The 22,127-nt window shown below is 62.1% G+C and carries 22 protein-coding genes; 17 read left to right on the forward strand and 5 right to left on the reverse strand.

Features of this window, described 5'->3' with window-relative positions:
• Positions 1–126: 126 nt before the first annotated feature.
• The 10 genes from QZ498_RS09990 (at position 127) to QZ498_RS10035 (ending at position 6,760) form a co-directional block, all read left to right on the forward strand.
• Positions 127–426, forward strand: coding sequence for a chorismate mutase (locus QZ498_RS09990; protein ID WP_294621842.1), 300 nt, complete (start codon positions 127–129; stop codon positions 424–426).
• Between the two features lie 50 nt (positions 427–476).
• Positions 477–881 carry a 30S ribosomal protein S16 gene (rpsP, locus tag QZ498_RS09995; protein WP_294621844.1) on the forward strand — a complete coding sequence of 135 codons (405 nt, stop codon included), beginning with the start codon at positions 477–479 and terminating at the stop codon, positions 879–881.
• 18 nt (positions 882–899) lie between these two features.
• A complete protein-coding gene (bluB, locus tag QZ498_RS10000) occupies positions 900–1,529 on the forward strand; it encodes a 5,6-dimethylbenzimidazole synthase (RefSeq protein ID WP_294621846.1) in 630 nt (209 codons plus the stop codon).
• Position 1,530: 1 nt separating this feature from the next.
• A complete protein-coding gene (locus tag QZ498_RS10005) occupies positions 1,531–1,674 on the forward strand; it encodes a hypothetical protein (RefSeq protein WP_294621848.1) in 144 nt (47 codons plus the stop codon).
• Positions 1,671–2,195 (forward strand): ribosome maturation factor RimM, encoded by a 525-nt coding sequence (rimM, locus tag QZ498_RS10010; RefSeq protein WP_294621849.1) that lies wholly within the window; start codon positions 1,671–1,673, stop codon positions 2,193–2,195. Before QZ498_RS10005 ends, rimM begins: the two co-directional genes overlap by 4 nt.
• On the forward strand, positions 2,192–2,989 hold the full coding sequence (trmD, locus tag QZ498_RS10015) for a tRNA (guanosine(37)-N1)-methyltransferase TrmD (RefSeq protein ID WP_294621851.1): 798 nt from the start codon (positions 2,192–2,194) through the stop codon (positions 2,987–2,989). The genes rimM and trmD overlap by 4 nt, the downstream gene beginning before the upstream one ends.
• A 274-nt stretch (positions 2,990–3,263) precedes the next feature.
• Positions 3,264–3,647, forward strand: a complete 384-nt coding sequence (rplS, locus tag QZ498_RS10020) for a 50S ribosomal protein L19 (protein WP_294621853.1) — start codon at positions 3,264–3,266, stop codon at positions 3,645–3,647.
• An 11-nt stretch (positions 3,648–3,658) separates the two neighbouring features.
• Positions 3,659–3,880, forward strand: a complete 222-nt coding sequence (gene rpmE, locus QZ498_RS10025) for a 50S ribosomal protein L31 (RefSeq protein ID WP_154149950.1) — start codon at positions 3,659–3,661, stop codon at positions 3,878–3,880.
• 129 nt (positions 3,881–4,009) lie between these two features.
• Positions 4,010–5,857, forward strand: a complete 1,848-nt coding sequence (locus QZ498_RS10030) for a tetratricopeptide repeat-containing sulfotransferase family protein (protein ID WP_294621857.1) — start codon at positions 4,010–4,012, stop codon at positions 5,855–5,857.
• Between the two features lie 93 nt (positions 5,858–5,950).
• Positions 5,951–6,760: a division plane positioning ATPase MipZ gene (locus QZ498_RS10035; RefSeq protein ID WP_294621859.1), complete on the forward strand. Its 810-nt coding sequence runs from the start codon at positions 5,951–5,953 to the stop codon at positions 6,758–6,760.
• A gap of 41 nt (positions 6,761–6,801) precedes the next feature.
• On the opposite strand, the gene QZ498_RS10040 is transcribed toward QZ498_RS10035, so the two are convergent.
• On the reverse strand, positions 6,802–7,701 hold the full coding sequence (locus tag QZ498_RS10040) for a DMT family transporter (RefSeq protein WP_294621861.1): 900 nt from the start codon (positions 7,699–7,701) through the stop codon (positions 6,802–6,804).
• A 459-nt stretch (positions 7,702–8,160) separates the two neighbouring features.
• Complete coding sequence (locus QZ498_RS10045) at positions 8,161–8,901, reverse strand: methyltransferase domain-containing protein (RefSeq protein WP_294621863.1); 741 nt, start codon at positions 8,899–8,901, stop codon at positions 8,161–8,163.
• Positions 8,902–8,964: 63 nt separating this feature from the next.
• On the opposite strand from QZ498_RS10045, the gene gloB reads away from it, so the two are divergent.
• From gloB to QZ498_RS10060, 3 genes are all read left to right on the forward strand, one after another.
• Positions 8,965–9,732 carry a hydroxyacylglutathione hydrolase gene (gene gloB, locus QZ498_RS10050; RefSeq protein ID WP_294621865.1) on the forward strand — a complete coding sequence of 256 codons (768 nt, stop codon included), beginning with the start codon at positions 8,965–8,967 and terminating at the stop codon, positions 9,730–9,732.
• A 155-nt stretch (positions 9,733–9,887) separates the two neighbouring features.
• Positions 9,888–12,221 carry an ATP-dependent Clp protease ATP-binding subunit ClpA gene (gene clpA / locus QZ498_RS10055; protein ID WP_294621867.1) on the forward strand — a complete coding sequence of 778 codons (2,334 nt, stop codon included), beginning with the start codon at positions 9,888–9,890 and terminating at the stop codon, positions 12,219–12,221.
• On the forward strand, positions 12,221–13,195 hold the full coding sequence (locus QZ498_RS10060) for a M23 family metallopeptidase (protein ID WP_294621920.1): 975 nt from the start codon (positions 12,221–12,223) through the stop codon (positions 13,193–13,195). The genes clpA and QZ498_RS10060 overlap by 1 nt, the downstream gene beginning before the upstream one ends.
• Before the next feature lie 44 nt (positions 13,196–13,239).
• Here the strand turns inward: QZ498_RS10060 and QZ498_RS10065 are convergent, their stop codons facing one another.
• Positions 13,240–15,441 (reverse strand): primosomal protein N', encoded by a 2,202-nt coding sequence (locus QZ498_RS10065; protein WP_294621869.1) that lies wholly within the window; start codon positions 15,439–15,441, stop codon positions 13,240–13,242.
• A 92-nt stretch (positions 15,442–15,533) separates the two neighbouring features.
• Here QZ498_RS10065 and fsa point away from each other — a divergent pair, with 92 nt between their 5' ends.
• The 4 genes from fsa to QZ498_RS10085 are packed head-to-tail and all read left to right on the forward strand — an operon-like array spanning position 15,534 to position 18,575.
• On the forward strand, positions 15,534–16,187 hold the full coding sequence (fsa, locus tag QZ498_RS10070) for a fructose-6-phosphate aldolase (RefSeq protein WP_294621871.1): 654 nt from the start codon (positions 15,534–15,536) through the stop codon (positions 16,185–16,187).
• A 38-nt stretch (positions 16,188–16,225) separates the two neighbouring features.
• Positions 16,226–16,933 (forward strand): DUF484 family protein, encoded by a 708-nt coding sequence (locus QZ498_RS10075; protein ID WP_294621873.1) that lies wholly within the window; start codon positions 16,226–16,228, stop codon positions 16,931–16,933.
• Positions 16,930–17,844, forward strand: a complete 915-nt coding sequence (locus QZ498_RS10080; RefSeq protein WP_294621876.1) for a tyrosine recombinase XerC — start codon at positions 16,930–16,932, stop codon at positions 17,842–17,844. Before QZ498_RS10075 ends, QZ498_RS10080 begins: the two co-directional genes overlap by 4 nt.
• A gap of 35 nt (positions 17,845–17,879) precedes the next feature.
• A complete protein-coding gene (locus tag QZ498_RS10085; RefSeq protein ID WP_294621878.1) occupies positions 17,880–18,575 on the forward strand; it encodes a phosphatidylcholine/phosphatidylserine synthase in 696 nt (231 codons plus the stop codon).
• Positions 18,576–18,621: 46 nt separating this feature from the next.
• Here the strand turns inward: QZ498_RS10085 and QZ498_RS10090 are convergent, their stop codons facing one another.
• Together QZ498_RS10090 and QZ498_RS10095 are read right to left on the reverse strand one after the other, a co-directional pair.
• Entirely contained in the window at positions 18,622–21,444 is a 2,823-nt protein-coding gene (locus QZ498_RS10090; RefSeq protein WP_294621880.1) for a hypothetical protein, read from the reverse strand.
• On the reverse strand, positions 21,441–22,121 hold the full coding sequence (locus QZ498_RS10095; RefSeq protein ID WP_294621882.1) for a hypothetical protein: 681 nt from the start codon (positions 22,119–22,121) through the stop codon (positions 21,441–21,443). The genes QZ498_RS10090 and QZ498_RS10095 overlap by 4 nt, the downstream gene beginning before the upstream one ends.
• Positions 22,122–22,127 lie beyond the last annotated feature (6 nt).

Raw genomic sequence — 22,127 nt, forward strand, 5'->3', positions numbered from 1 at the left:
GCCGCCATATCACGCCGCGTTTCGTACGACTCGTACGACTGGTCTTCGGACCGGCCCGATTTTCGTACGAAACTCAGGGGGTCTTCGTACGACTCGTACGATCCTTCCCTGCCTTCGGAGGTGCCCATGTCTGATGACGCAACCGCCCGCGCCGCGGCCCTGCTCAAGGGGCATCGCGAAAGCATCGACCGCCTTGATGCGATCCTCGTCTATACCTTGGGCGAGCGCTTCAAGCACACCCAGGCCGTGGGAAAACTCAAGGCCGAACACGACCTTCCCCCGTCCGATCCGGCCCGCGAAGAGGCCCAGATCGCACGGCTCGAAGACCTGGCAAACCGGGCCGACCTGGACCCGGAGTTCGCCAAGAAGTTCCTGAACTTCATTATCGCCGAGGTGATCCAGCATCACCGCCAACAACAATCGTAAAGCTGGTTTGAAATCCAGCTAACCCACGCCATTCAAAGGAGAAATCAACAATGGCCATGAAAATCCGCCTTGCCCGTGGTGGCAGCAAAAAGCGCCCCTTTTACCGCATCGTCGCCGCCGACAGCCGCATGCCGCGCGATGGCCGCTTCATCGAGAAGCTGGGCACCTACAACCCGCTTCTGCCGAAAGACAGCGAAGAGCGCGTGAAAATGAACATGGAGCGCATTCAATACTGGCTCGACCAAGGCGCACAGCCCTCGGACCGTATCTCGCGCATGCTGGAAGCTGCCGGTGTCATCGCCAAGAAAGAGCGTAACAATCCCAACAAAGGCACCCCCGGCAAGAAAGCCCAGGAACGCGCCGAAGAGAAAGCCGCCAAAGCAGCAGAAGCCGCCGAAGCCGCTGCTGCCCCGGCTGAAGAGGCGCCCGCCGAAGAGGCCGCCAGCGAAGAATAAGCTGGTTAAGGCACTGGAATGTCTGACTTTTCCCCCGACTTCCAGAACCGCCTTCGGGATCTGATGCGGTGGCGGCGCGACGTGCGCCGCTTCCGCACCGACCCGGTGGACGAGGACGTGCTTGCCGCCTGCCTCGACACATTTTGCCTCGCCCCATCCGTGGGGTTAAGCGAGCCGTGGCGCGTTGTCCGCGTCGAAAGTGCTGCGGCCCGTGCTGCGGTGCTTGAGAATTTCACCCAAGCCAACGATGCGGCCCTCGCAGGCTACAGCGGCGAAAAAGCCAAACTTTACAGCACTTTGAAGCTTTCAGGAATGCAAGAATCGCCGGTGCAACTGGCGATTTTCTGCGATGAAAGCACCGACAAGGGCGCAGGCCTCGGCGCAGGGACAATGCCCGAAATGCGCCGCTATTCCGTCGTCGGGGCGATCACCCAATTCTGGCTCGCCGCCCGCGCCCATGGCCTTGGCGTCGGCTGGGTCTCGATCCTTGATCCCGAGCGCTTGAATGCCGACCTAAATATCTCAAAAGATTGGGTTTTGGTGGGCTATCTCTGTGTCGGTTGGCCGGAAGAGGCCAGCGAGACGCCCGAGCTTGAAAAGGCCGGGTGGGAAGATCGGCGCCGCCACCTGCCGATCGAGGACCGCTAGAATGTTCCGCATCATCCGCCTTGTCATGCTTTGCTTGATCACCTTTGTCGCAGGTATTCTCTTCGAACGCCAAGCCCACGGCGAACGCTGCACAGCCAAGGGCGGCACCATGAATGGCCCCATCTGCACAGGAGCGGTGCAATGACCGATCAAATATGCCTTGGCGCAATCGCCGGTGCCTTTGGTGTAAAGGGCGAGGTGCGTCTCAAAAGCTTCACCAGCCAACCTGAAGACGTGACCGCCTACGGGGCTTTGACCACCGAAGACGGAAGCCGCGAATTCACCGTCACCCTGACCGGCCAAACCGCCAAAGGGGCCTTGGTTGTTAGGCTTTCCGATGTTTTAACCAAGGAACAGGCCGACGACCTGCGCGGTGTGCGCCTGTTTGTGCCGCGTGAGCGTTTGCCCTCGCTCCCGGATGATGAATTCTACCACGCCGACCTGATTGGGCTTGAGGTCTACGACACCGCAGGTGGCAGCCTTGGCCGGGTGAAAGCGGTCCTCAACCATGGGGCCGGTGATTTGCTTGAGGTGCATGGCCCCGCGCTCAAATCTACCGTGCTTCTGCCCTTCACGCGTGAGGCCGTGCCAACCGTCGACCTGACCCAAGGCCGCATCATCGCAGACCCGCCCGAGGGCCTTTTCCCCGCTCCGGAGGACAAATGAGCAATACGCCCAAGTCCCACGGTCGCAAATCCATCTCGGCCAATCTAAAACCCCAAGACCTGATGGCGGAAAACCCGCGTCTGGCGCGGGCATGGCGGGCGCAGGTCATCACCCTTCTGCCGCAGGCCTTCCCGGGTGTCTTGGGCGAAAGCCTGACAGGCCGCGCCCTCAAGGACGGGCTTTGGCAGCTGGATACTGTCGATTTGCGGCGCTTCGGCGAAGGCAAGCATCGCAATGTCGATGATACGCCCGCAGGCGGCGGCGCAGGCATGGTCCTGCGCCCCGATGTCATGGGCCGCGCCATTGACGAGGCCCGCAGCACCATGCCCCCCGCCGCGCCCCTCGTCTACCTTAGCCCCCGGGGTCGTCGCTTTGATCAGGCCATGGCGCGCGACCTGTCACAAACACCCGGCGTCACGCTGATATGTGGCCGGTTCGAGGGTATGGATGAACGGGTGATCCAGCACTACGGCATCCACGAGGTTAGTCTTGGGGATTTCGTCCTCACAGGAGGCGAGATCGCCGCGCAGGCCCTGCTCGATGCCACCGTGCGCTTGATCCCCGGGGTTCTGGGCAATGCCGACTCGACCGAGGAAGAAAGCTTTTCCGAGGGTCTTCTGGAGCATCCGCAATACACCCGTCCGCCCGAGTGGAAGGGCCACAAGATCCCCGATGTGCTGATGTCGGGCCACCACGGCGAGATCGCCAAATGGCGCCACGAACAGGCCAAGGAAGTCACCAAATCCCGCCGCCCCGACCTTTGGGACGCCTACCAAAAGCGCGAGGCGGAATAAGCCGCCTCGGCCCTTGCCAGACAGGTTTTTTTTGCCTAAAAGCCGCCCATCCCGCTCAGGATTCTGAGTCGGGCGTGTTTTCTGTTGCGCCTGTGCCTTCGGGTTTCTTCATCCGGGCAGGCAAGACCGCACCGAACGGACGACACGAAACAGCAGATAACGCCGATCTGATCTCTGGCGGGCGCGACACGCGGACCCGGACGAAGACCAAGAGCTCTCAGGCCGCACCACACCTTTGCGGGACAAACCGCAAGCAATGTTAGGAGATGATCAGATGGACCTGATCGCACAACTCGAAGCCGAGCAAATCGACGAGCTCGGTAAGACCATCCCGGATTTCAAAGCCGGTGACACCATCCGCGTCGGTTACAAGGTGACCGAAGGCACGCGCACCCGTGTTCAGAACTTCGAAGGCGTCTGCATCAGCCGCAAGAACGGTTCGGGTATCGCCGGAACCTTCACCGTGCGCAAGATTTCCTTCGGTGAAGGCGTGGAACGTGTGTTCCCGCTTTACTCGACGAACATCGAAAGCATCACCGTAGTACGCCGTGGCCGCGTTCGCCGCGCCAAGCTGTACTACCTGCGTTCGCGCCGCGGCAAGTCGGCCCGTATCGCCGAAGACACCACTTACAAGCCCAAGTCCGGCGCATCGGCATAAGGAGCGGCACGATGAAAAAAGACATTCACCCCGATTACCACTTCATCGATGTCAAGCTGACCGATGGCACCGTTGTTCAAATGCGCTCGACCTATGGCGCAGAGGGCGACACCCTGTCCCTCGACATCGACCCCTCGGCACACCCGGCATGGACCGGCGGCGGCACCCGCCTGATGGATACCGGCGGCCGCGTGTCGAAGTTCAAGAATAAATACGCCGGTCTGGGTTTCTAATCACCCTTTCCGATGTAATGCCAAAGACGCCGCCCTCCCCGGGGGCGGCGTCTTTGTTTGTCCGGGCATGACGAAATCTAAACCAATTGCCGCCACCCTGCGGGCCAGATCGTGCAGGAAAGGGTTGGTATGGCTGTCAAAGACCGGAGCATTTCGCAAACACTCGACTTGGCCAAGCGCGCGCAACGACGCGGTGCAATAGACGAAGCGCGCGCGTACTATGAACAAGTGCTTTCCCGTTTTCCGGCCAATCGCCGTGCAAAAGACGGGTTACTCTCACTCGACGCACCCAACCCCAAGGCGCGCGGCGTAGATCAGGCGCAGATCGACACTGTCATATCGCTCTATCACGCGGGCGAGTATGACACTGCGCTCAAGCAAGCCACGGCCCTGCATCGGCAAGCCCCGGACATTTCAGCCTTGTCGGATATCCGCGCGGCCTGCCTGCGCGCCTTGGGCAAACCGGAACAGGCCCTTAGAATCTATCAGGCAGCGCTTCAATCCCGCCCCCATGACGCCCAGCTTTGGCGCAACTGCGGTGCAGCTCTGAGTGACCTGCAAAAACTGTCCGAAGCCGAGCGATGTTTCGTCAAAGCCTGCGACTTGGCCCCCGATACCGCCGATCTTTGGTATGTCCTTGCGCAATGCCGCGAACGGCGCGGCCATCACCGCCCCGCGTATCACGCTGTAACTCGCGCGATCGAACTGAACCCGTCGCATGTGGACGCCATCAATCTTCTGGGGACACTGCTACGTGATTTGGGCGAAGTCGACCTTGCCCGCCGGGCCCATGAACAAGTGCTCCAGACAAGCCGCGCGCGCCCAGCAACAAGCGCGGCTCAAGCAAATCTAGGTATTCTCGCCGCTGCACAGGGCGACACGAAGGCGGCACGAAGCCATTACAGTGCTGCAATTGAAACCTGCCATGACAACATACAAGCACACCGCAACCTCGCACGCCTGACCCGATACTCCCCCGGGCACCCCCATCTGAAAACGCTTCGCACCCTGTCGAGGCAAACGAATATCCCATGCTCCGATCGGGCGTTCTTGCATTTCGCTCTTTTCGAAGCACTCGATCAGATCGACGAAAGGGAGGAGGCGTTCGACCATCTCAAACGCGGCAATACACTCCGCCACCAACAGCTTCGCTATGACATCTCGCGTGATGTTGCGCTGTTCAAGTATCTTGACCTCCTGACCCAAGACATCCCAAGGACAGCACCCGCCACCTCAGGGCCACGCCCGATCTTCATCGTCGGCATGCCACGCTCGGGAACAACACTTACCGAGCGCATTCTTTCAGGCGCGCCCGGAGTTCACTCTGCGGGTGAAATTCCATCTCTCGGGATCGCGGCATCCGCGATCCTGCGACAGGTGCGAGATGACGGTCGCAAGCACTTGGCGCCTTCCGACCTCGGAACACTTGCGACCTCCCTACGATCAGACCTGGCGCTTTACGCGCGCGACCGCCCGACCATCACCTGCAAAACACCGCTCGATTTTCGGTGGGCCGGATTGGCTTTGGCCGCAATGCCAGACGCGCAGGTTGTTCATATTGTTCGCGACCCGATGGAGACATGTTGGTCAAACTATCGAACGTGCTTCACGTCAAACGGGAACGGGTTTGCCTACGACCAAGAGAACCTTGCCGCATTCTATCACTTGCACGCAGACCTCATGCAGACATGGCAAGACCGGTTCCCCGATCGCATTCTCACGTTGCCATACGCGGAACTTGTTGCTGACTTCGAGGCACGGGCACGAGGATTGGTTTCGTTTTGTGGGCTTGGCTGGTCGGATGACTGCCTGCGCCCCGATGCGGCCAAAAACCCTGTCCTGACGGCAAGTGCTGCACAGGTGCGCAAGCCCGTGTACAACGGCAATCGGCGCGACTGGCAGCGATACGAAGCATATCTTGCGCCCTTGGCCAAGGGGCTTGCGCAAAAGACGCGCATCAACAAGAACCAACCTTGATCGCATCATCTGGGGCTTTCCAATTTAGCACCCGGCAGATAATGTGTTGCCACCGTCACGGGCTAACACGTGAGTCAAAGGGGGTTGGGGGATATGGCGCATATTATCGTCGTCGGAAATGAAAAAGGCGGCGCGGGCAAATCCACAGTGTCCATGCATGTGGCCACGGCCCTTGCACGCATGGGCCGCAAGGTGAGCGCGCTTGATCTTGACCTGCGCCAGAAGACCTTTGGCCGCTACTCCGAAAACCGCCGGAAATTCCTTGAGAAATCAGGGCTTAACCTTGCCAGTCCTTACTACCACGATCTTCCCGAGGTGGACCCGGAGACGCTGAAGCAGGGGGAAAACATCTATGACCGGCGCCTCTCTGCGGCCGTTGCCGAACTGGAGCCCGACAGCGACTTCATCGTGATTGATTGTCCGGGGTCGCACACCCGGTTAAGCCAGGTGGCGCATAGCTTGGCGGATACTCTGGTCACGCCTCTCAACGACAGCTTTGTGGATTTCGACCTTCTGGCGCATATAGACGACGATGGGAAAAAGATCCTTGGCCCCTCCGTCTATTCGGAAATGGTGTGGAATGCCAGACAGTTACGCGCCCAAGCTGGCTTGAAGCCGATTGATTGGGTGGTGGTGCGGAACCGGTTGGGGGCGCAGCAGATGGTTAACAAGAAAAAAATGGGCGAGGCCTTGGAAAACCTGGCCAAGCGTATCGGGTTTCGCACGGCCCCCGGCTTCAACGAGCGGGTCATCTTTCGCGAGCTTTTCCCACGTGGCCTGACCCTGCTGGATCTCAAGGATATCGGGGTGAAGCAGCTCAATATTTCGAACGTGGCCGCACGACAGGAATTGCGTGACCTGATCCGGGAACTCAACCTGCCCGGTGTCAACGCGGACTTCTGACGTGCGCCAAGAGCCTGTGAAACCTTTTTGATAACAAGGCCTTAAACAGGCGGCCCCGTGCGCGGCTGCGGCCTGTTACGCATCCGGCGGCGATGCATCAACACCCATAGGTTCGACACGAAAAGTACGCCGATGACAACCACGCCCCCCGCAAGCGCCCAAGGCCCCGGGTCTTCCCCGACGATGGCCCAGACAAGGATCGGGGCCAACACCGATTCCAGCAAGATGAGCAAAGCGACCTCGGCGGAGCTGATGTAGCGAGGGCCAAGGGTTAACAGGGTGGTCGATACGGTAATGAAGGCCCCATGGGCGAGAATCAGGTTCCACTGCGCCTCCCACGCGGGCAGTGGGTCAGCCAGCGGCCAGACCACGAGCGAAGCCCCGATATAGGCCAATGGAATCGCCGGAACCATAGATGTTGCGCGCACCTTGCGCACGGCGGTCATCGCCGCGGCAAAGCTGGCCGAGACGCAAAGCGCCACCAGATCCCCCGACCAATGCGCGCCGTGGGTCTCGCCGGAGCCCCATGCGATGACGCCGAGCCCCACGAAAACGCCCATCATGGTTAACACCATGCGGCGGCTGACAGGTTCGCCCAAAAAGACGCGGCTGAAGATCGCGGCGAAGACCGGCATCGAGGCGATGATGAAAACCACATTGGCCACGCTGGTCCATGTCACGGCCAGAACGAAGCCCGGCGCTGTGGCGGCGATCAAAACCGTGTAGATCAACCCCGGCATACCGGTTTTCAAAACCGATTTGAAACCGCTAATCCCTTGAAAAACAATCAATCCCAGAAGGATGAGCGAGCCCGAAACCATGCCACGCCAAAAGGTGATGGTGGGCGCGCTGGCGTCGATCAACCGGACAAAGAGCGAGTCCGGGACAACAAACAGCACCCCAAGCGTGGTAATCAGCAGGCCTTTGACGTGGTCATTCATGGCGCACATCAGTTCACAGTTTTTTAAGCAAAGTAAAGACGCGCGAAAAAAGATCGAACGTACGAGTCGTACGTTTTAACCACGATTTTCGTACGAAAATCGGGGGGTCGCGGAAAACGATCGTACGGGTCGTACGTTTCGTACGGAACGCGGGGCCAAAGCGGGTTTGGCGGCGCAAGCCGGGTTAGCCAAAATGTAAATACGCACGAGCAAGCCGCGCATCGGCGGGCCGCGGTACGGCGGTCCACCCTTGGGCTGATGCGCTTTATCTCAGCCACTGGCGCATAATATCCAATTGACGCGCCTTGACCAACCCAATCGCCGTGCCGAGGGGGCGGCCCACTTCTCGGCGATTGCGAGCAATCGCCTGCCAGCCAATGGACGATGCGCGGCGGCGCGTACCGCGCCTTGATTCCGCGCAGGCGATGTTCGCTGTGGGCCGAGCCGATTCTGAAACCGTCACACCGGCTTGGCCTCGGGCTTGGGCTTAAGAACCTCCAAGGGCCGCCGCACGGTTTCGCGCAGGCCCGGGCCAGAGGGGGCTTGCACGCGCTTGGTGACCTCGACCATCAGCACTCCGCCCGCCGCCACCGGGGACAGTTGATTGCCCAGTTGCTCCCACATCCCGGCGGTCTTGCGCCAGAAGCGGCGGCTTGACGGCGGCTGGTAAAGCGTCGTGCGATGGCGCAGCGGCATGAACTGATGCGCTTTAAGCTGATTTTCCAACTGCGACTGCGAATAGGGGCGGCCATAGCCGAAGGGGGTCGCATCGCTGCGTGACCAAAGGCCGGCGCGGTTCGGCACCACGAACAGGACCGAGCCCCCCGGCCCCAGCACCCGCCAGCATTCTTCCAAAAGCGCCGAGGGTTGTTCGCTGGTCTCAAGCCCATGCACGACCAGCAGCTTGTCGACATGCCCTGTTTCAAGAGGCCAGCGGGTTTCTTCACACAGGACCGAGACATTCTCCATCCCCTGCGGCCAGCCAATGACACCCTGCGGCCCCGGCATCAATCCGATGGTTCGACGCGCATCGGCCAGATAGGGGCGCAGGAAAGGCACGGCAAAGCCATAGCCTACAACGGTTTGCCCCTGCGCCTCTGGCCAGAGGTTCAACACGGATTCGCGCACGGTTTTCTGCGCCGCGCGCCCCAATTGACTGCGGTAATAAAAATTCCTGAGGTCTTGCACGTCGAGATGCATTGCAGCCGCGTCTATGTTCCTTCAGTCTTGAGGGTAACAATAACCGGCAATTGGGGAAACACCATGACATTAGAGTTTGAGACCGTTCCGTGCCTCTCGGACAACTATGCCTATCTGGTGCATGACCCCGACACGGGGGCGACCGCGGTGGTCGATGTGCCCGAGGCGCAGCCCATTCTGGATGCGCTCGAACGGCGCGGCTGGACGTTGACGGATGTGTTGCTGACGCATCATCATTGGGATCACGTGGATGGGCTGGCCGCGCTTCTGGAACAGGCCCCGGCCTTGGTTACCGGCGCGGCGGCAGATGCGCATCGCCTGCCCCCGTTGGACATCGAGGTGCGCGAGGGCGATGTCGTGAAGATCGGCAACGAGGCGGGTACGGTGATTGACGTGTCGGGCCATACCGTGGGCCATATCGCCTTTCACTTCCCGGCCTCGAAACTCGCCTTTACCGCCGATAGCCTCATGGCGCTTGGATGTGGCAGAGTGTTCGAAGGCACAATGCCGCAGATGTGGGAAAGCCTGTCGAAGCTGGCCGCGTTGCCGGAGGATACGGTGATCTGTTCGGGCCACGAATACACCATGGCCAATGCGAAATTCGCTCTGAGCATTGATCCGGACAACCCGAGGCTTATATCCAGATCAAAGGCGGTCGAGGAGGCCCGATCAAAGGGTGAGCCGACTGTCCCTTCGGTGCTCCGAGAGGAGTTGGAGACCAATCCCTTCCTGCGTGCCGGTGACCCGGGCCTTCAGGCCGCGATTGGCATGGAAGGTGCGGAGCCTGCGGATGTCTTTGCCGAAATCCGTACCCGAAAGGACAGGTTTTGACCCGTCACCTGACGCAAAAGGTGCATCCGACACGAAAAGTGAGCGGGTGTGACCAGAAAATCCTTGAAGCCATGGCAATATCGACCAAACTTTAAGGTTATGAGGCCAAGGTTGGTGGGCTCGCTCATCAACCCAGATCAGAAGGAGCACCCGACGTGCCTTCATTCTCGAACACCCTGGAACAGGCGATTCACGCCGCGCTGGCGCTGGCCAATGCGCGGCAACACGAATTTGCAACTCTGGAGCATCTGCTTCTGGCGTTGATTGACGAACCCGACGCGGCGCGCGTGATGAAAGCCTGCAGCGTGGATACAGAAGACCTTCGCAGTACTCTGGTCGAGTTCATCGACGAGGACCTTTCGAACCTCGTGACCGAGATCGAAGGCTCGGAGGCGGTGCCGACCGCGGCCTTCCAACGGGTCATTCAGCGTGCGGCGATCCATGTGCAAAGCTCGGGCCGGACCGAAGTGACCGGGGCGAATGTGCTGGTCGCGATCTTTGCCGAGCGTGAATCGAACGCCGCCTATTTCCTGCAAGAGCAGGACATGACGCGCTACGACGCGGTGAATTTCATCGCCCATGGTGTGGCCAAGGACCCGGCCTATGGCGAAGCGCGCCCGGTGCAGGGGGTCGATGGCATGGGCGAGGAAAGCGAAAGCGCGGCGCAGGAGTCCGATGCGGTGGAAGCCGGGGAATCGGCCTTGGCCAAGTATTGCGTGGATTTGAACGAAAAGGCCCGCGCGGGGGATGTGGACCCTCTGATTGGCCGCGATTCCGAAGTGGAGCGCTGCATTCAGGTGCTCTGCCGGCGGCGTAAGAACAACCCGCTTCTGGTGGGCGATCCGGGCGTGGGCAAGACGGCGATTGCCGAAGGCTTGGCGCACAAGATCATCAAGGGCCAGACGCCCGAGGTGCTGTCGAAAACCACGATCTACAGCCTCGATATGGGCGCGCTTTTGGCCGGCACGCGCTATCGCGGGGATTTCGAAGAGCGGTTGAAGGCCGTGGTGACCGAGCTGGAGGACCACCCCGACGCGGTGCTCTTTATCGACGAGATTCATACGGTGATTGGTGCGGGGGCCACGTCGGGCGGGGCGATGGATGCCTCGAACCTGCTGAAACCGGCGTTGCAGGGTGGCAAGCTGCGCTGCATGGGCTCCACCACCTTCAAGGAGTTCCGCCAGCATTTCGAGAAGGACCGCGCATTGAGCCGCCGGTTCCAGAAAATCGACGTGGTCGAACCCACCACCGATGATGCGATCAAGATCCTCAAGGGCCTCAAGCCCTATTTCGAGGAGCATCACAGCGTCAAATACACCAATGACGCCATCAAATCGGCGGTGGACCTCTCGGCGCGGTATATCAATGACCGCAAGCTGCCCGACAAGGCGATCGACGTGATCGACGAGGCGGGCGCGGCGCAACACCTGATGGCGGCTTCGAAACGTCGCAAGAGCATCGGGGCCAAGGAAATCGAAGCCGTGGTCGCCAAGATCGCGCGCATCCCACCCAAGAACGTCAGCAAGGACGATGCCGAGGTTCTCAAGGATCTCGAAGGCTCGCTCAAGCGGACGGTCTTTGGCCAAGACAAGGCCATCGAGGCGCTGTCGGCGTCTATCAAACTGGCCCGGGCAGGCCTGCGGGAGCCGGAAAAACCCATCGGCAACTACCTCTTTGCCGGGCCGACGGGCGTCGGCAAGACCGAGGTGGCCAAGCAATTGGCCGACCTGCTGGGGGTGGAACTGCTGCGGTTCGACATGTCGGAGTACATGGAGAAGCACGCCGTCAGCCGGTTGATCGGCGCGCCGCCGGGATACGTGGGCTTTGACCAAGGCGGCCTGTTGACCGATGGCGTCGATCAGCATCCGCATTGCGTGCTGCTTCTGGACGAGATCGAAAAGGCGCACCCGGATGTCTTCAACATCCTGTTGCAGGTGATGGACCACGGTAGCCTGACCGACCATAACGGGCGCACGGTGAACTTCCGCAACGTGGTCTTGATCATGACCTCGAACGCGGGCGCCGCCGAGCAGGAGAAATCCGCCGTGGGCTTTGGCCGCGATCGTCGCGAGGGCGAGGATACCGCCGCGATCGAGCGGACCTTCACCCCGGAATTCCGCAACCGTCTGGATGCGGTGATCTCCTTCGCGCCGCTGCCCAAGGAGGTGATCCTGCAAGTGGTCGAGAAATTCGTGCTGCAGCTTGAGGCGCAACTGATGGATCGCAACGTGACCATCGAACTGACCAAGCCCGCCGCCGAATGGCTGGCCGAGAAGGGCTATGACAGCAAGATGGGCGCGCGGCCGCTTGGACGGGTCATCCAGGAGCACATCAAGAAGCCGCTGGCCGAGGAATTGCTGTTCGGCAAACTGGCCAAGGGTGGCGTGGTCAAGGTGGGCGTCAAGGACGGCAAGATCGACCTGAAGCTTTCCGGCCCCGACCGTCCGCGCCTGTCGGGCAAGAAGCCGCCGCTTCTGACCGCGGAGTGATGAACGCGTTGCGGCACAGCCTTGCCGCATTGTTATGGACGGTCGCCGCCCCGGTGGCGGCCGATCCCCCGGCCCTGAGCCTGCCGATTGACTGCACGCTGGGCCAATCCTGCTACATCGAAGACTACGTGGATGCGCGCCCCGGCGAGGGGCAGCGCGATTATACCTGCGGTTTGAAATCCCGCGACGGGCATCGCGGCACCGATATCGTGCTGTTGTCGTTCGAGGACATGGCGCGCGGCGTCGATGTTCTGGCCGCGGCCCCCGGTGTCGTGGACGCCACCCGTGACGGGATGGCCGATGTTGCGGTCAGTGCCGAGACACGCGAAGCGATACGCGGGCGCGAATGCGGCAATGCGGTGCGGATCGACCATGGCGAGGGCTGGCACACCCTGTATTGCCATTTGCAGAAGGGCAGCTTGCAGGTTGAGAACGGCACGCGGGTTGAGGCCGGTGACGTGCTGGCGCGCGTCGGGCTAAGTGGGCTGACCAACGTGCCGCATGTGCATCTGGGCGTTTTGAAAGACGGGCAGATTGTGGACCCCTTCAACCCCGAGGCCCGCGATACCTGCGGCGCGGCGCAAGGTGATGGGCTGTGGCTGGACGCGCCGGGCTATGACCGGGCGGGCCTGTTCACCGCCGGGTTTTCCGGCGATGTGCCAAGTTTTGAGGCGGTAAAATCGGGCCGCGCGCGCATTGAAACCGCGCGGGGTGGATCAAACCTTGTGCTCTATGGGCATGTGTTTTTCGCAGAGCCGGGGGACCAATTGCGCTTTACCATCACCGGGCCTGATGGCGAGGTCTTTCGCAACGAAGTCACACTAGACACCCCGGAAACACAGCTTTTCCGCGCCATGGGCCGTAAGGCGCCTGACGGCGGCTGGCCCGCCGGGGCGTACCGGGGGTATGTGACCCTGTCGCGTGAAGGGCGTATTCTGGCCACCCGGCACGCGGATGTCGAGGTGCGACGGTAACGCCGAACTCTTTGAAGGATTTCGCGCTTCGCACCACATGCGCTTCAATAAAAACTCTGTGGATCAATATCCACGGCCAGCCGCAAATTCGTGGGTGGCTTCAACTGCCCCACCCATTGCGCCACCGCACCTTGCAGGGCCACGCCCTTGGGGGCCTTGACCAACAGCCGCACCCGATGCCGCCCACGCACCCGCGCAATCGGCGCAGGTGCCGGCCCGAAAACTTGCGCGCCAACCGCCCGCACCGGCCCATCCCGCCGCGCCAGTTCAGCGGCGAAATCAAACACCTCCTGCGCATCGGTCGAGGACAGGATGATCCCGGCCATGCGCCCATAGGGCGGCACCCCCGCCTCCCGCCGCGCCGCCGCCTCGGCCTTCCAAAAGCCTTCTTCATCTCCCGACAGAATGGCCCGGATCACCGGATGCTCGGGCTGGAAGGTCTGCAACAGCGCCGTGCCCCGCGCCTGCGCGCGCCCCGCGCGCCCCGCCACCTGCCGCATCAGTTGAAAGGTCCGTTCCGCCGCGCGCAAATCTGACCCTTGCAGGCCCAGATCCGCATCAATCACCCCGACCAGCGTGAGGCGCGGAAAGTTATGCCCCTTGGCCACCAGTTGCGTGCCGATCACGATATCGATGTCGCCCTCGGCAATCTCGGCAATCTGCGCCTTCAGCGCCCGGGCCGAGCCGAACATGTCCGAACTCAGCGTCGCAATCTTGGCATCGGGGAACAGCGCCTGCGCCTCCTCGCTCAGCCGCTCCACCCCCGGCCCGACCGCCGCCAGCCGGTCCTCCGCCTCGCATTCGGGGCACACCTCCGGCACCGGCTTGGTCTCACCGCACTGATGGCAAACCAGCCGTTTCTGAAACCGATGCTCCACCATCCGCGCGTCACAATGATCGCACCCGATCTGATGCCCACAGGCCCGGCAAATCGTCACCGGCGCATAGCCACGCCTGTTGATGAACAACAGCGCCTGTTCGCCCTTGGCAATCCGCGCATTGACCGCCGCCTGAAGGCTGGGCGAAATCCACCGGTTCGAGGGCAGGCTTTCCGCCCGCATATCAATCGCCCGCATCTCGGGCATCACCGCCTCGCCAAAGCGCGCGGTCAGGTCCAGCCGCCGGTACTTCCCGGCCTCCGCATTGGCCCAGCTTTCCAGCGAGGGCGTGGCACTGGCCAAAATCACCTGTGCGCTACAAAGGCTCGCGCGCAGCACCGCCATATCGCGGGCATTATAAAGCACGCCTTCTTCTTGCTTGTAGGAGGTGTCGTGTTCCTCATCGACGACGATCAACCCCAAGTCCCGGTAGGGCAAAAACAACGCCGAGCGCGCGCCAACCACCACCTCACAGCCGCCTTGGCCCACCATCTTCCAGATGCGCCGCCGCTCGGTCATGGTGGCACCCGAATGCCACTCGGCGGGCTTGGCGCCAAACCGCGCCTCGACCCGTGTGATGAACTCGGCGGTCAGGGCGATCTCGGGCAACAGCACAAGCGCCTGCCGCCCCTGCCGCAGGGTTTCGGCCACGGCCTCAAGATAGACTTCGGTTTTGCCCGAGCCTGTCACCCCGCGCAAAAGCGTGGTGCCATAGGCCCTGCTTTCAATCGCCTCGCGCAGCACCGAAACCGCCGTGGCCTGATCTTCTGTCAGGGCCTTGCCGCCATGCGCGGGATCAAGCGGCGCAAAGGGCAGATCACGCGGCGCTTCCTCCTCGGCGACCGCCCCTTGCGCCACCAAGCCCTTGACCACGCTGGTCGACACCCCGGCCATCTCGGCCAGTTCCTTGAGGGTGAAGGACAGCCCGCCATACTCCTCCAGAACGTCCAGAACCCGGCGGCGCGCATCGGTCATCCGGTCCGGCGTGCCATGGCCCAGCCGGTAAATCTTCTGCATCGACGGCGGATTGCTCAACCCCGGCGCACGGCTCGCCAACCGCAGCATCGCGGGCATCGGCGTCAGGGTATAGTCCGCCGCCCGGCGCAAAAATTCCTGCATCTCGCCCCGCATCGGGGCCACGTCCAGCACCCGGATCACATGCCGGACTTTGGAAATATCGAAATCGCCGCGCCCCGGCCCCCAGACCACGCCCAGCACCTTGCGCGGCCCAAGCGGCACCTCGACAAAGGCCCCGATATGACAGCCCCCCTCCGGCGCGCGGTAGTCCAACAGCCGGTCCAGCGGTTGCGTGGTCAACACGCCCACCAACTCGCCTTCGACAAAATAGGATTTACCGGGCGCGGACACGTACACTCTCCATGACAGGGGTTTCGGCAGGTCACTCTATGGGGTAAACGCAGGGATGAAAAACCCCAACCCGCGCAAAGGGACCTCCACAGATGAAATTTTTCGTTGATACCGCCGACGTCGACGCCATTGCCGAGCTGAATGAACTGGGCATGGTCGACGGGGTCACCACCAACCCCTCGCTGATCCTCAAATCCGGCCGCGACATCCTCGAAGTGACCCGCGAAATCGCCGATATGGTCGATGGCCCGGTCAGCGCCGAGGTCGTCGCAACCGAGGCCGAGGCGATGATTGCCGAGGGCCGCAAACTGGCCAAGATCGCCGATAACATCGCCGTCAAGGTGCCGCTCACATGGGATGGCCTCAAGGCCTGCAAGGTGCTTTCGGGCGAAGGCAACATGGTCAACGTCACGCTGTGCTTCTCGGCCAATCAGGCGCTTCTGGCCGCCAAGGCGGGGGCCACCTTCATCTCGCCCTTCATCGGGCGCCTGGATGACATCAACCTTGATGGCATGGAACTGATCGCCGACATCCGGCAGATCTATGACAACTACGGGTTCGACACGCAAATTCTCGCCGCCTCGATCCGCACCGTCAACCACGCCTTCCAATCGGCCCAGATCGGCGCCGACGTGATGACCGCCCCGCCGGGTGTGATCAAGGCGATGGCCAAGCACGTACTGACCGACAAGGGGCTTGAGACTTTCTTGGCGGATTGGGAAAAAACGGGGCAGAAAATCCTGTAACCTCGTGCTATAACCCCGCAAAACAAGACGAGGGACAAATGAGCAGCACCCCCCAGATCGACGACACACTGCGCGAGCGTATCATCGCGCAGCCCGATGTTATCCTTGAGGATCAAGACCTTATGCGCGCCCTCATCGCCGCGAACGAGCGCGCGATGGGCGGCAATATCGTCGACCTGCGGGGCATTGCCATGGAACGGCTCGAGGCGCGTCTTGACCGCCTTGAAGACACCCACCGCTCGGTCATCGCCGCCGCCTACGAAAACCTCGCTGGCACCAACCAGGTACATCGCGCCATCCTGCGGATGCTCGACCCGGTGGAATTCGAGGCTTTCATCAAGGACTTGGGCGGCGACGTGGCCGAGATCCTGCGCGTGGATAGCGTCAAACTGGTGCTGGAAACCGTGCAGGATGACAGTGACCCGGCCATCAAACGGCTGGGCGATGTCCTCTCGGTCGCCGAACCGGGGTTCATCCAATCCTATCTGACCGGCGGGCGCAATTCGGACCCCCGGCAAGTCACCCTGCGCCAAATCCACGAAGGCGACGCACGGATTTACGGCCAGGACGCCAATTTCGTGCGGTCCGAGGCCTGCCTGCTGCTGGATTTCGGCGAAGGCCGCCTGCCGGGGATGCTCGCCATGGGCGCCGAAGACCCGCACCAATTCACCCCGCAACAGGGCACCGATCTTCTGGCCTTCTTCGCGGGTGTCTTCGAACGGGCCATGCGCCGCTGGCTGTCATGATATCGCCCGCCGCCCGCGACGCCCTGCAAGGCTGGCTGGAGGCACAAAAAGCCCTGCAAGGGGCCTCCGACAACACGCTCGATGCCTACGCCCGCGATGTCGCGGGCTTTCTGGCCTTTATGAGCCAACACAAGGGCGCGGCCCAAGGCATTGGTCCGCTGACCAAGATCACCACCTCCGACATGCGCAGCTGGATGGCCTTCACCCGCGGCCAAGACGTCGGCCCGCGCTCTCTTGCGCGCAAACTCTCGGCGGTCAAAAGTTTCTACCGCTGGCTGTCCGAGCGTGAGGGGTTCGACCCCACCGCCGTTCTCTCGGCCCGCTCGCCCAAGTATCAACGCAAACTGCCCCGTCCGCTGGCCCCCGAGGCCGCGCAGGACGTGCTGGAGACCACCGAAAGTCAATCGCTCACCCCTTGGGTTGCCGCGCGTGATCAGGCGGTCGTCACCCTGCTTTACGGCTGCGGGCTGCGCATATCCGAGGCGCTTGGCCTGACCTGCGATGTCCTGCCCATGGGCGAGGCGCTCAGGATCAAGGGCAAGGGCGGCAAGGAGCGTGTCGTGCCGGTCATCGCCCCCGCAAGCGAGGCGGTCGAGCGCTATACCCACCTTTGCCCCTTCCCCACTGAGCCCGGCGCGCCGCTCTTTCGCGGCGTCCGCGGCGGCGCGCTCAACCCGCGCATCGTACAAAAGGCGCTGGAAAACGTGCGCAACCAACTGGGCCTGCCGTCCAGCGCCACACCCCACGCCATGCGCCACAGCTTCGCCACCCATCTGCTCAACGCGGGCGGCGACCTGCGCGCGATCCAGGAATTGCTGGGCCATGCCTCGCTGAGCACGACACAGGCCTATACCGCGGTCGACACCTCGCGCCTGATGGAGGTTTACAACAAGGCCCATCCCAAGGCATGAGTGCGAGTTCCATCAAAGAGGTGCGGAGGCACTGAATGAAACGGCAAGTACAGGCACTCTTCGTGCATTTTCTCACCGCCAGTGGCGCGGTTTTCGCCATGCTGGCCATGCTGGCCGCCGTGGACGAAAAATGGGATCTGATGTTTCTCTGGCTTGTCGTGGCCTTCGCCGTGGACGGAATCGACGGGCCACTGGCCCGCCGGTATCTGGTCTGGCAGAACGCGCCACGCTTCGACGGGGTGCTGCTCGACCTGATCATCGACTACCTGACCTATGTCTTCATCCCGGCCTTCGCGCTTTTCAAATCCGATCTTCTGCCGGGTTGGACGGGCTGGGTGGCGATCATCCTGATCACCTACGCCAGCGCGCTTTATTTCGCCGATACGGATATGAAGACCAAGGATAAATCCTTCTCCGGCTTCCCCGGCTGCTGGCAAATGGCGGTGCTGGTCATGTTCGCGGTGCAACCGCCGATCTGGCTGATCCTCGTGCTGGTCAGCGCGCTTTCGGTGGCCATGTTCCTGCCGCTGCGCTTCATCCACCCGGTGCGCACCAAGCGCTGGCGCGCGCTCTCGCTGCCCATGGCCTTCGCCTGGACTTTCTTCGCGGGCTGGGCGGCCTGGGTCGATTTCCACCCCGAAAGCTGGGCGCATTGGGGCCTAGTGGTGACAAGTCTTTACCTGCTCTTCGCCGGTATCGCGCAACAACTCATTCCCGAACGCCGCCGGTAACCGGGGCCGGAAACACCTGCCGCGGATGCCCCCATCGCCTCTGCACTCAGGGCGAAAGCGCCAATAATTCCATGGTCTCGATCAGATCCAGATAGTTGCCCCGGCTTATGAATTGCCGAACTTTCGGGCGGGCACGCGGGTGCATGAGCGGCACAAGTTCGCGCCGATGCTCCTCGTTGCCCTCGTGGTAGGATTTGTTCAGGGCCGCGTCGCCACCTTCGGAAAGCCGCATGCCCTCGATCCCGCGCATACGGGTGTTCGTTGTACTCAGGCGGATACGGCACCTTTCGCTGGGTGATCGGGCGTCATCATGGGCTTGGGGAATGTGCCGCAAACCGAATGCATGGCCCAGTTCATGCGTCACGACACCCAGTTCGTCGATCGCTGGCTTGTCCGACCCCGGCGCCGTCAACGACACCGCGATCGTGCGGTAGAGGTAGTCCGGCGCACTGCCATCGGTGGGAACCTCGGGGCGTTCGGCCTTACCAAGCAGCCCGATCCAACTGTGCGGCATGAAGACAACCGTGGCATCGTAGTCGCGGCTTATGCCGACGCCTGCCATCGCGTCATGCGCAGCCTTGAGCAATATCCCGCGCGCTTCGCTGCGGGTCTCCCCGAGGATGATATTGGCAAAGCGGAGTTGCTTCTCTGTCCAGGACTCATTGGGGCACAACACGTTATCCTCCCCTGCGAACATATCCGGAATATCCTCCGCCTCGAAGGTCGGAAAGGCGCTGGCCACGCGGTCATAGAGGTCAGGTGGAAACGCGATTGTGCCAAGCGACTCGTATGTCACGTTCTGAACCGGGAATTGCTGACGCGTGAAGCGCTCGGCGGCTTGCGCGGCCCGCGCCCCCTCGGCCAGCATGTCAGGCGGAACGCCATCACGCCACGGGCCGATCTTGGCGAAGATATAGCCGATGTTCAGGTCCTTTTCGAGCGGGCTCCAGTCCACGGGTTCCTCCGCCGAAAAGACACGCGGCGCCCCGCACTCGCGGTTCGGCTCCACCTCGATGCGCACCGCGTCCAGCTCTTCGTGGCTGGGCGTCCAGCCGTGCAGGTTGGCGGTATGCTCCGCATTGCGCCGCGTGGGTGCGGTGATCATATCGGGCCTTTGAAAGTCGAAACCTTCGACAGGCCGCGTCAGCATCGGCCCATCGGGGAAGGCCGCATCCTTGGCCCGCACGTCGGCCTGCATATCCGTCACCTGCCAAGCCGGGTCGATCTCCTCATCTCCGGCCCAGTTGACATAGGCACGAATGATCGCAGGTTTGTCGCGAACAAGCGGTGCGTCGATCGCCACCTGAAAGCTGTTGCTTTCAATGCCCTGCTCGGGGGCCAGAAAGGCGGGCAGGCCAGCCACCTCGTTGTCTTCCTCCAGATCGACCATCGTCGCGAAGCCGAAAGACCTGTCCACGGCCAGCGTCGCGCCTTCGCTGCCCCGAAGCCCACCGCCGCCGCCTTTGACGGTCACGCGATAATGCACCCCGTCACGCAACGGTTCATCCAGAACAAGCGCCACGGTTTCCGGATTCACGAGGCGCAGGGCGACTGGAACTTCCGTCATCCCGCCCCCGGCACGCTTGGTTTCAAGCCGCACGGCCCCCCCTTGCAAGGACAATGGGTCAAGCGGCCGGTTGAACCCAAGCCGGACCCCCGGTGCATCCCACGAGATATTGCGCGCTTGCCGCGATGGGCTGTGCGACACCAGACGCAATACCTTGTCTTGCGCCGCCGCCGCGTCGGACGGGGCCTGCGCGATCTCGAAAGGCGGATGCGAAAAGCCGGAATTGCGCATGTTGGGCGCCGAGAACCGACCCGTGATGCGCAGGGTCTCTTGCTGGCTGTCCTCGTCAACATCCACCCGGCCGGGCCCTCTGTCACTCCATGTGCGGCGCTGGCGGGTCACGGTCGTGCGCCCGGACATGTCAAAGCGCCCGATGACCGCCGTTTCGGTGATCCGCTCGATCGTGACGCGCCCCTTGAATGTGCCACCGCTTGCTTCGGTCCGGGTTCCGGCCTGACCGACGCCGTCCATATCGCAATTCATCTCGCGCACCTCGCGCCCGATGGTGGCATCCAGCCGAACCGCCGACTGCGATATCCTGTCCAGAAAGGCCGCCCGGAGCTCATGGCACATGCGCTTTTCGAACGCCTGCTCCCGGCGCAGGTTCTCGGTATTGGGCTGGCCATAGGGGCGCGGAAGAATGGTTCCCGTCCATGCCGTGTAAAGCGTACTTGGATCGTCACGGCCCGAACTGCTGACCGCGCGGGCATCATAAGTGCCCCCTGCCCTAAGGTCCCCCGGACCCGCATCGTCCAGCGCGATCACAAGATGTGCACCGCTGTTGCGCGACCATCCGCCGACACCCCCATGCTTCAGGCTCAGAGGCTGGCCCAATCCACCGCTTTGAAAGGCGATGATATTTGGGCTGAAAAGCTCGAAAACCGTTCTGCGCGTGCCCCCGCTTGCGATGGGAATGTCGGCCTCTTCCCCCATCATGCCTTCAAGCATCTCGACCGCGGCGGGGTCGAGACCGGGAACACCCTCGCTGCCCCCGCTGCGAAGAACCGCCAAATGACGCGCACAGGCGGCGCCACCCGCGCTGATCCCGCCGGACAGGGTCATGCTGGCTTGTCCGGGCAAGAGGTCGGCGTTGGCCCCGCCCGCGAAGGCGCCCGGCTTCAAATTCCCGAAAACGTCAAGTGTCTGTGGCGGGTTGATCGCCTCCAGCATGCCAGCAACCGAGCAAACAGGCACTGCCGGCATGTCCTCGACATCACAGCTTTCCTGCGCAAACCCCGGGCTGACCGCAAGGCACATCAAGGCCCATCCACCAGCAATGCGCCGGATCACCCCGCGCATCATTGGTTGCCCATGTTCATCATGTCCCCGAAATCGACAGGGGCGGCGGGCAATTCGAAATCCCCCGCTGGTCCGGCCTCATCGGTCAGCGACAGCACGCGAAACCGGTCTCCAAAGGTCAGCGCGGCAAGGCCACGATCCTGCATCTCGGTCATCAGGGGGTTGGGCGCTTCGCCGCTGATCTGGCGGATAAACCGCATCTTGAGCGCCTGATGCTCAAGAAGGCGCGGATCGTCGGTCAGAACCGCCGACACGGTCCGGGCCGTGCCGGAATTGTCGGTCCAGTCCACGTCATAGATTTCACCTTCGATCCCGGCAACCTCGCGGGTTTCGCCGGTCGCGCGCATCTTGGAAATCTCTTCGGGAAAGACCACACCGGCCTGATCGGCACTCGGCCCGGCATTCCCGCCTGCCCCGCCCATTTTTTTGAGTTGGCTAAGCGAAAAAACCATCACTTGCCCGCTGGCCACGGTGACCGAATAAATCTCGTCACCTTTCAAAAGCATGTAGGCGTCCATCCCCTCTATATCCATGCGAAGCGCCTCCGCGGTCCAGCGTTCGGTCATCTCCATCCGCCCCATCTTTCCCGCGTCCGCAGTGTAGGTCAGTTGCCCCTCCGCCGCGGCAAACGACACCGGGGTCAGGACCAAAGCACAGGCAGCAGCGATGTTACGAAACATGATCGT

It is taken from the genome of uncultured Roseovarius sp., from assembly GCF_913057115.1.
Lineage (GTDB): Bacteria > Pseudomonadota > Alphaproteobacteria > Rhodobacterales > Rhodobacteraceae > Roseovarius.

Bases quoted from the DNA above. Each gene is read 5' to 3' on its own strand.
- QZ498_RS09990 (WP_294621842.1), top strand. From the start codon at position 127: ATGTCTGATGACGCAACCGCCCGCGCCGCGGCCCTGCTCAAGGGGCAT.
- rpsP (WP_294621844.1), top strand. From the start codon at position 477: ATGGCCATGAAAATCCGCCTTGCCCGTGGTGGCAGCAAAAAGCGCCCC.
- bluB (WP_294621846.1), top strand. From the start codon at position 900: ATGTCTGACTTTTCCCCCGACTTCCAGAACCGCCTTCGGGATCTGATG.
- QZ498_RS10005 (WP_294621848.1), top strand. From the start codon at position 1,531: ATGTTCCGCATCATCCGCCTTGTCATGCTTTGCTTGATCACCTTTGTC.
- rimM (WP_294621849.1), top strand. From the start codon at position 1,671: ATGACCGATCAAATATGCCTTGGCGCAATCGCCGGTGCCTTTGGTGTA.
- trmD (WP_294621851.1), top strand. From the start codon at position 2,192: ATGAGCAATACGCCCAAGTCCCACGGTCGCAAATCCATCTCGGCCAAT.
- rplS (WP_294621853.1), top strand. From the start codon at position 3,264: ATGGACCTGATCGCACAACTCGAAGCCGAGCAAATCGACGAGCTCGGT.
- rpmE (WP_154149950.1), top strand. From the start codon at position 3,659: ATGAAAAAAGACATTCACCCCGATTACCACTTCATCGATGTCAAGCTG.
- QZ498_RS10030 (WP_294621857.1), top strand. From the start codon at position 4,010: ATGGCTGTCAAAGACCGGAGCATTTCGCAAACACTCGACTTGGCCAAG.
- QZ498_RS10035 (WP_294621859.1), top strand. From the start codon at position 5,951: ATGGCGCATATTATCGTCGTCGGAAATGAAAAAGGCGGCGCGGGCAAA.
- QZ498_RS10040 (WP_294621861.1), bottom strand. From the start codon at position 7,701: ATGAATGACCACGTCAAAGGCCTGCTGATTACCACGCTTGGGGTGCTG.
- QZ498_RS10045 (WP_294621863.1), bottom strand. From the start codon at position 8,901: ATGCATCTCGACGTGCAAGACCTCAGGAATTTTTATTACCGCAGTCAA.
- gloB (WP_294621865.1), top strand. From the start codon at position 8,965: ATGACATTAGAGTTTGAGACCGTTCCGTGCCTCTCGGACAACTATGCC.
- QZ498_RS10060 (WP_294621920.1), top strand. From the start codon at position 12,221: ATGAACGCGTTGCGGCACAGCCTTGCCGCATTGTTATGGACGGTCGCC.
- fsa (WP_294621871.1), top strand. From the start codon at position 15,534: ATGAAATTTTTCGTTGATACCGCCGACGTCGACGCCATTGCCGAGCTG.
- QZ498_RS10075 (WP_294621873.1), top strand. From the start codon at position 16,226: ATGAGCAGCACCCCCCAGATCGACGACACACTGCGCGAGCGTATCATC.
- QZ498_RS10080 (WP_294621876.1), top strand. From the start codon at position 16,930: ATGATATCGCCCGCCGCCCGCGACGCCCTGCAAGGCTGGCTGGAGGCA.
- QZ498_RS10085 (WP_294621878.1), top strand. From the start codon at position 17,880: ATGAAACGGCAAGTACAGGCACTCTTCGTGCATTTTCTCACCGCCAGT.
- QZ498_RS10090 (WP_294621880.1), bottom strand. From the start codon at position 21,444: ATGATGCGCGGGGTGATCCGGCGCATTGCTGGTGGATGGGCCTTGATG.
- QZ498_RS10095 (WP_294621882.1), bottom strand. From the start codon at position 22,121: ATGTTTCGTAACATCGCTGCTGCCTGTGCTTTGGTCCTGACCCCGGTG.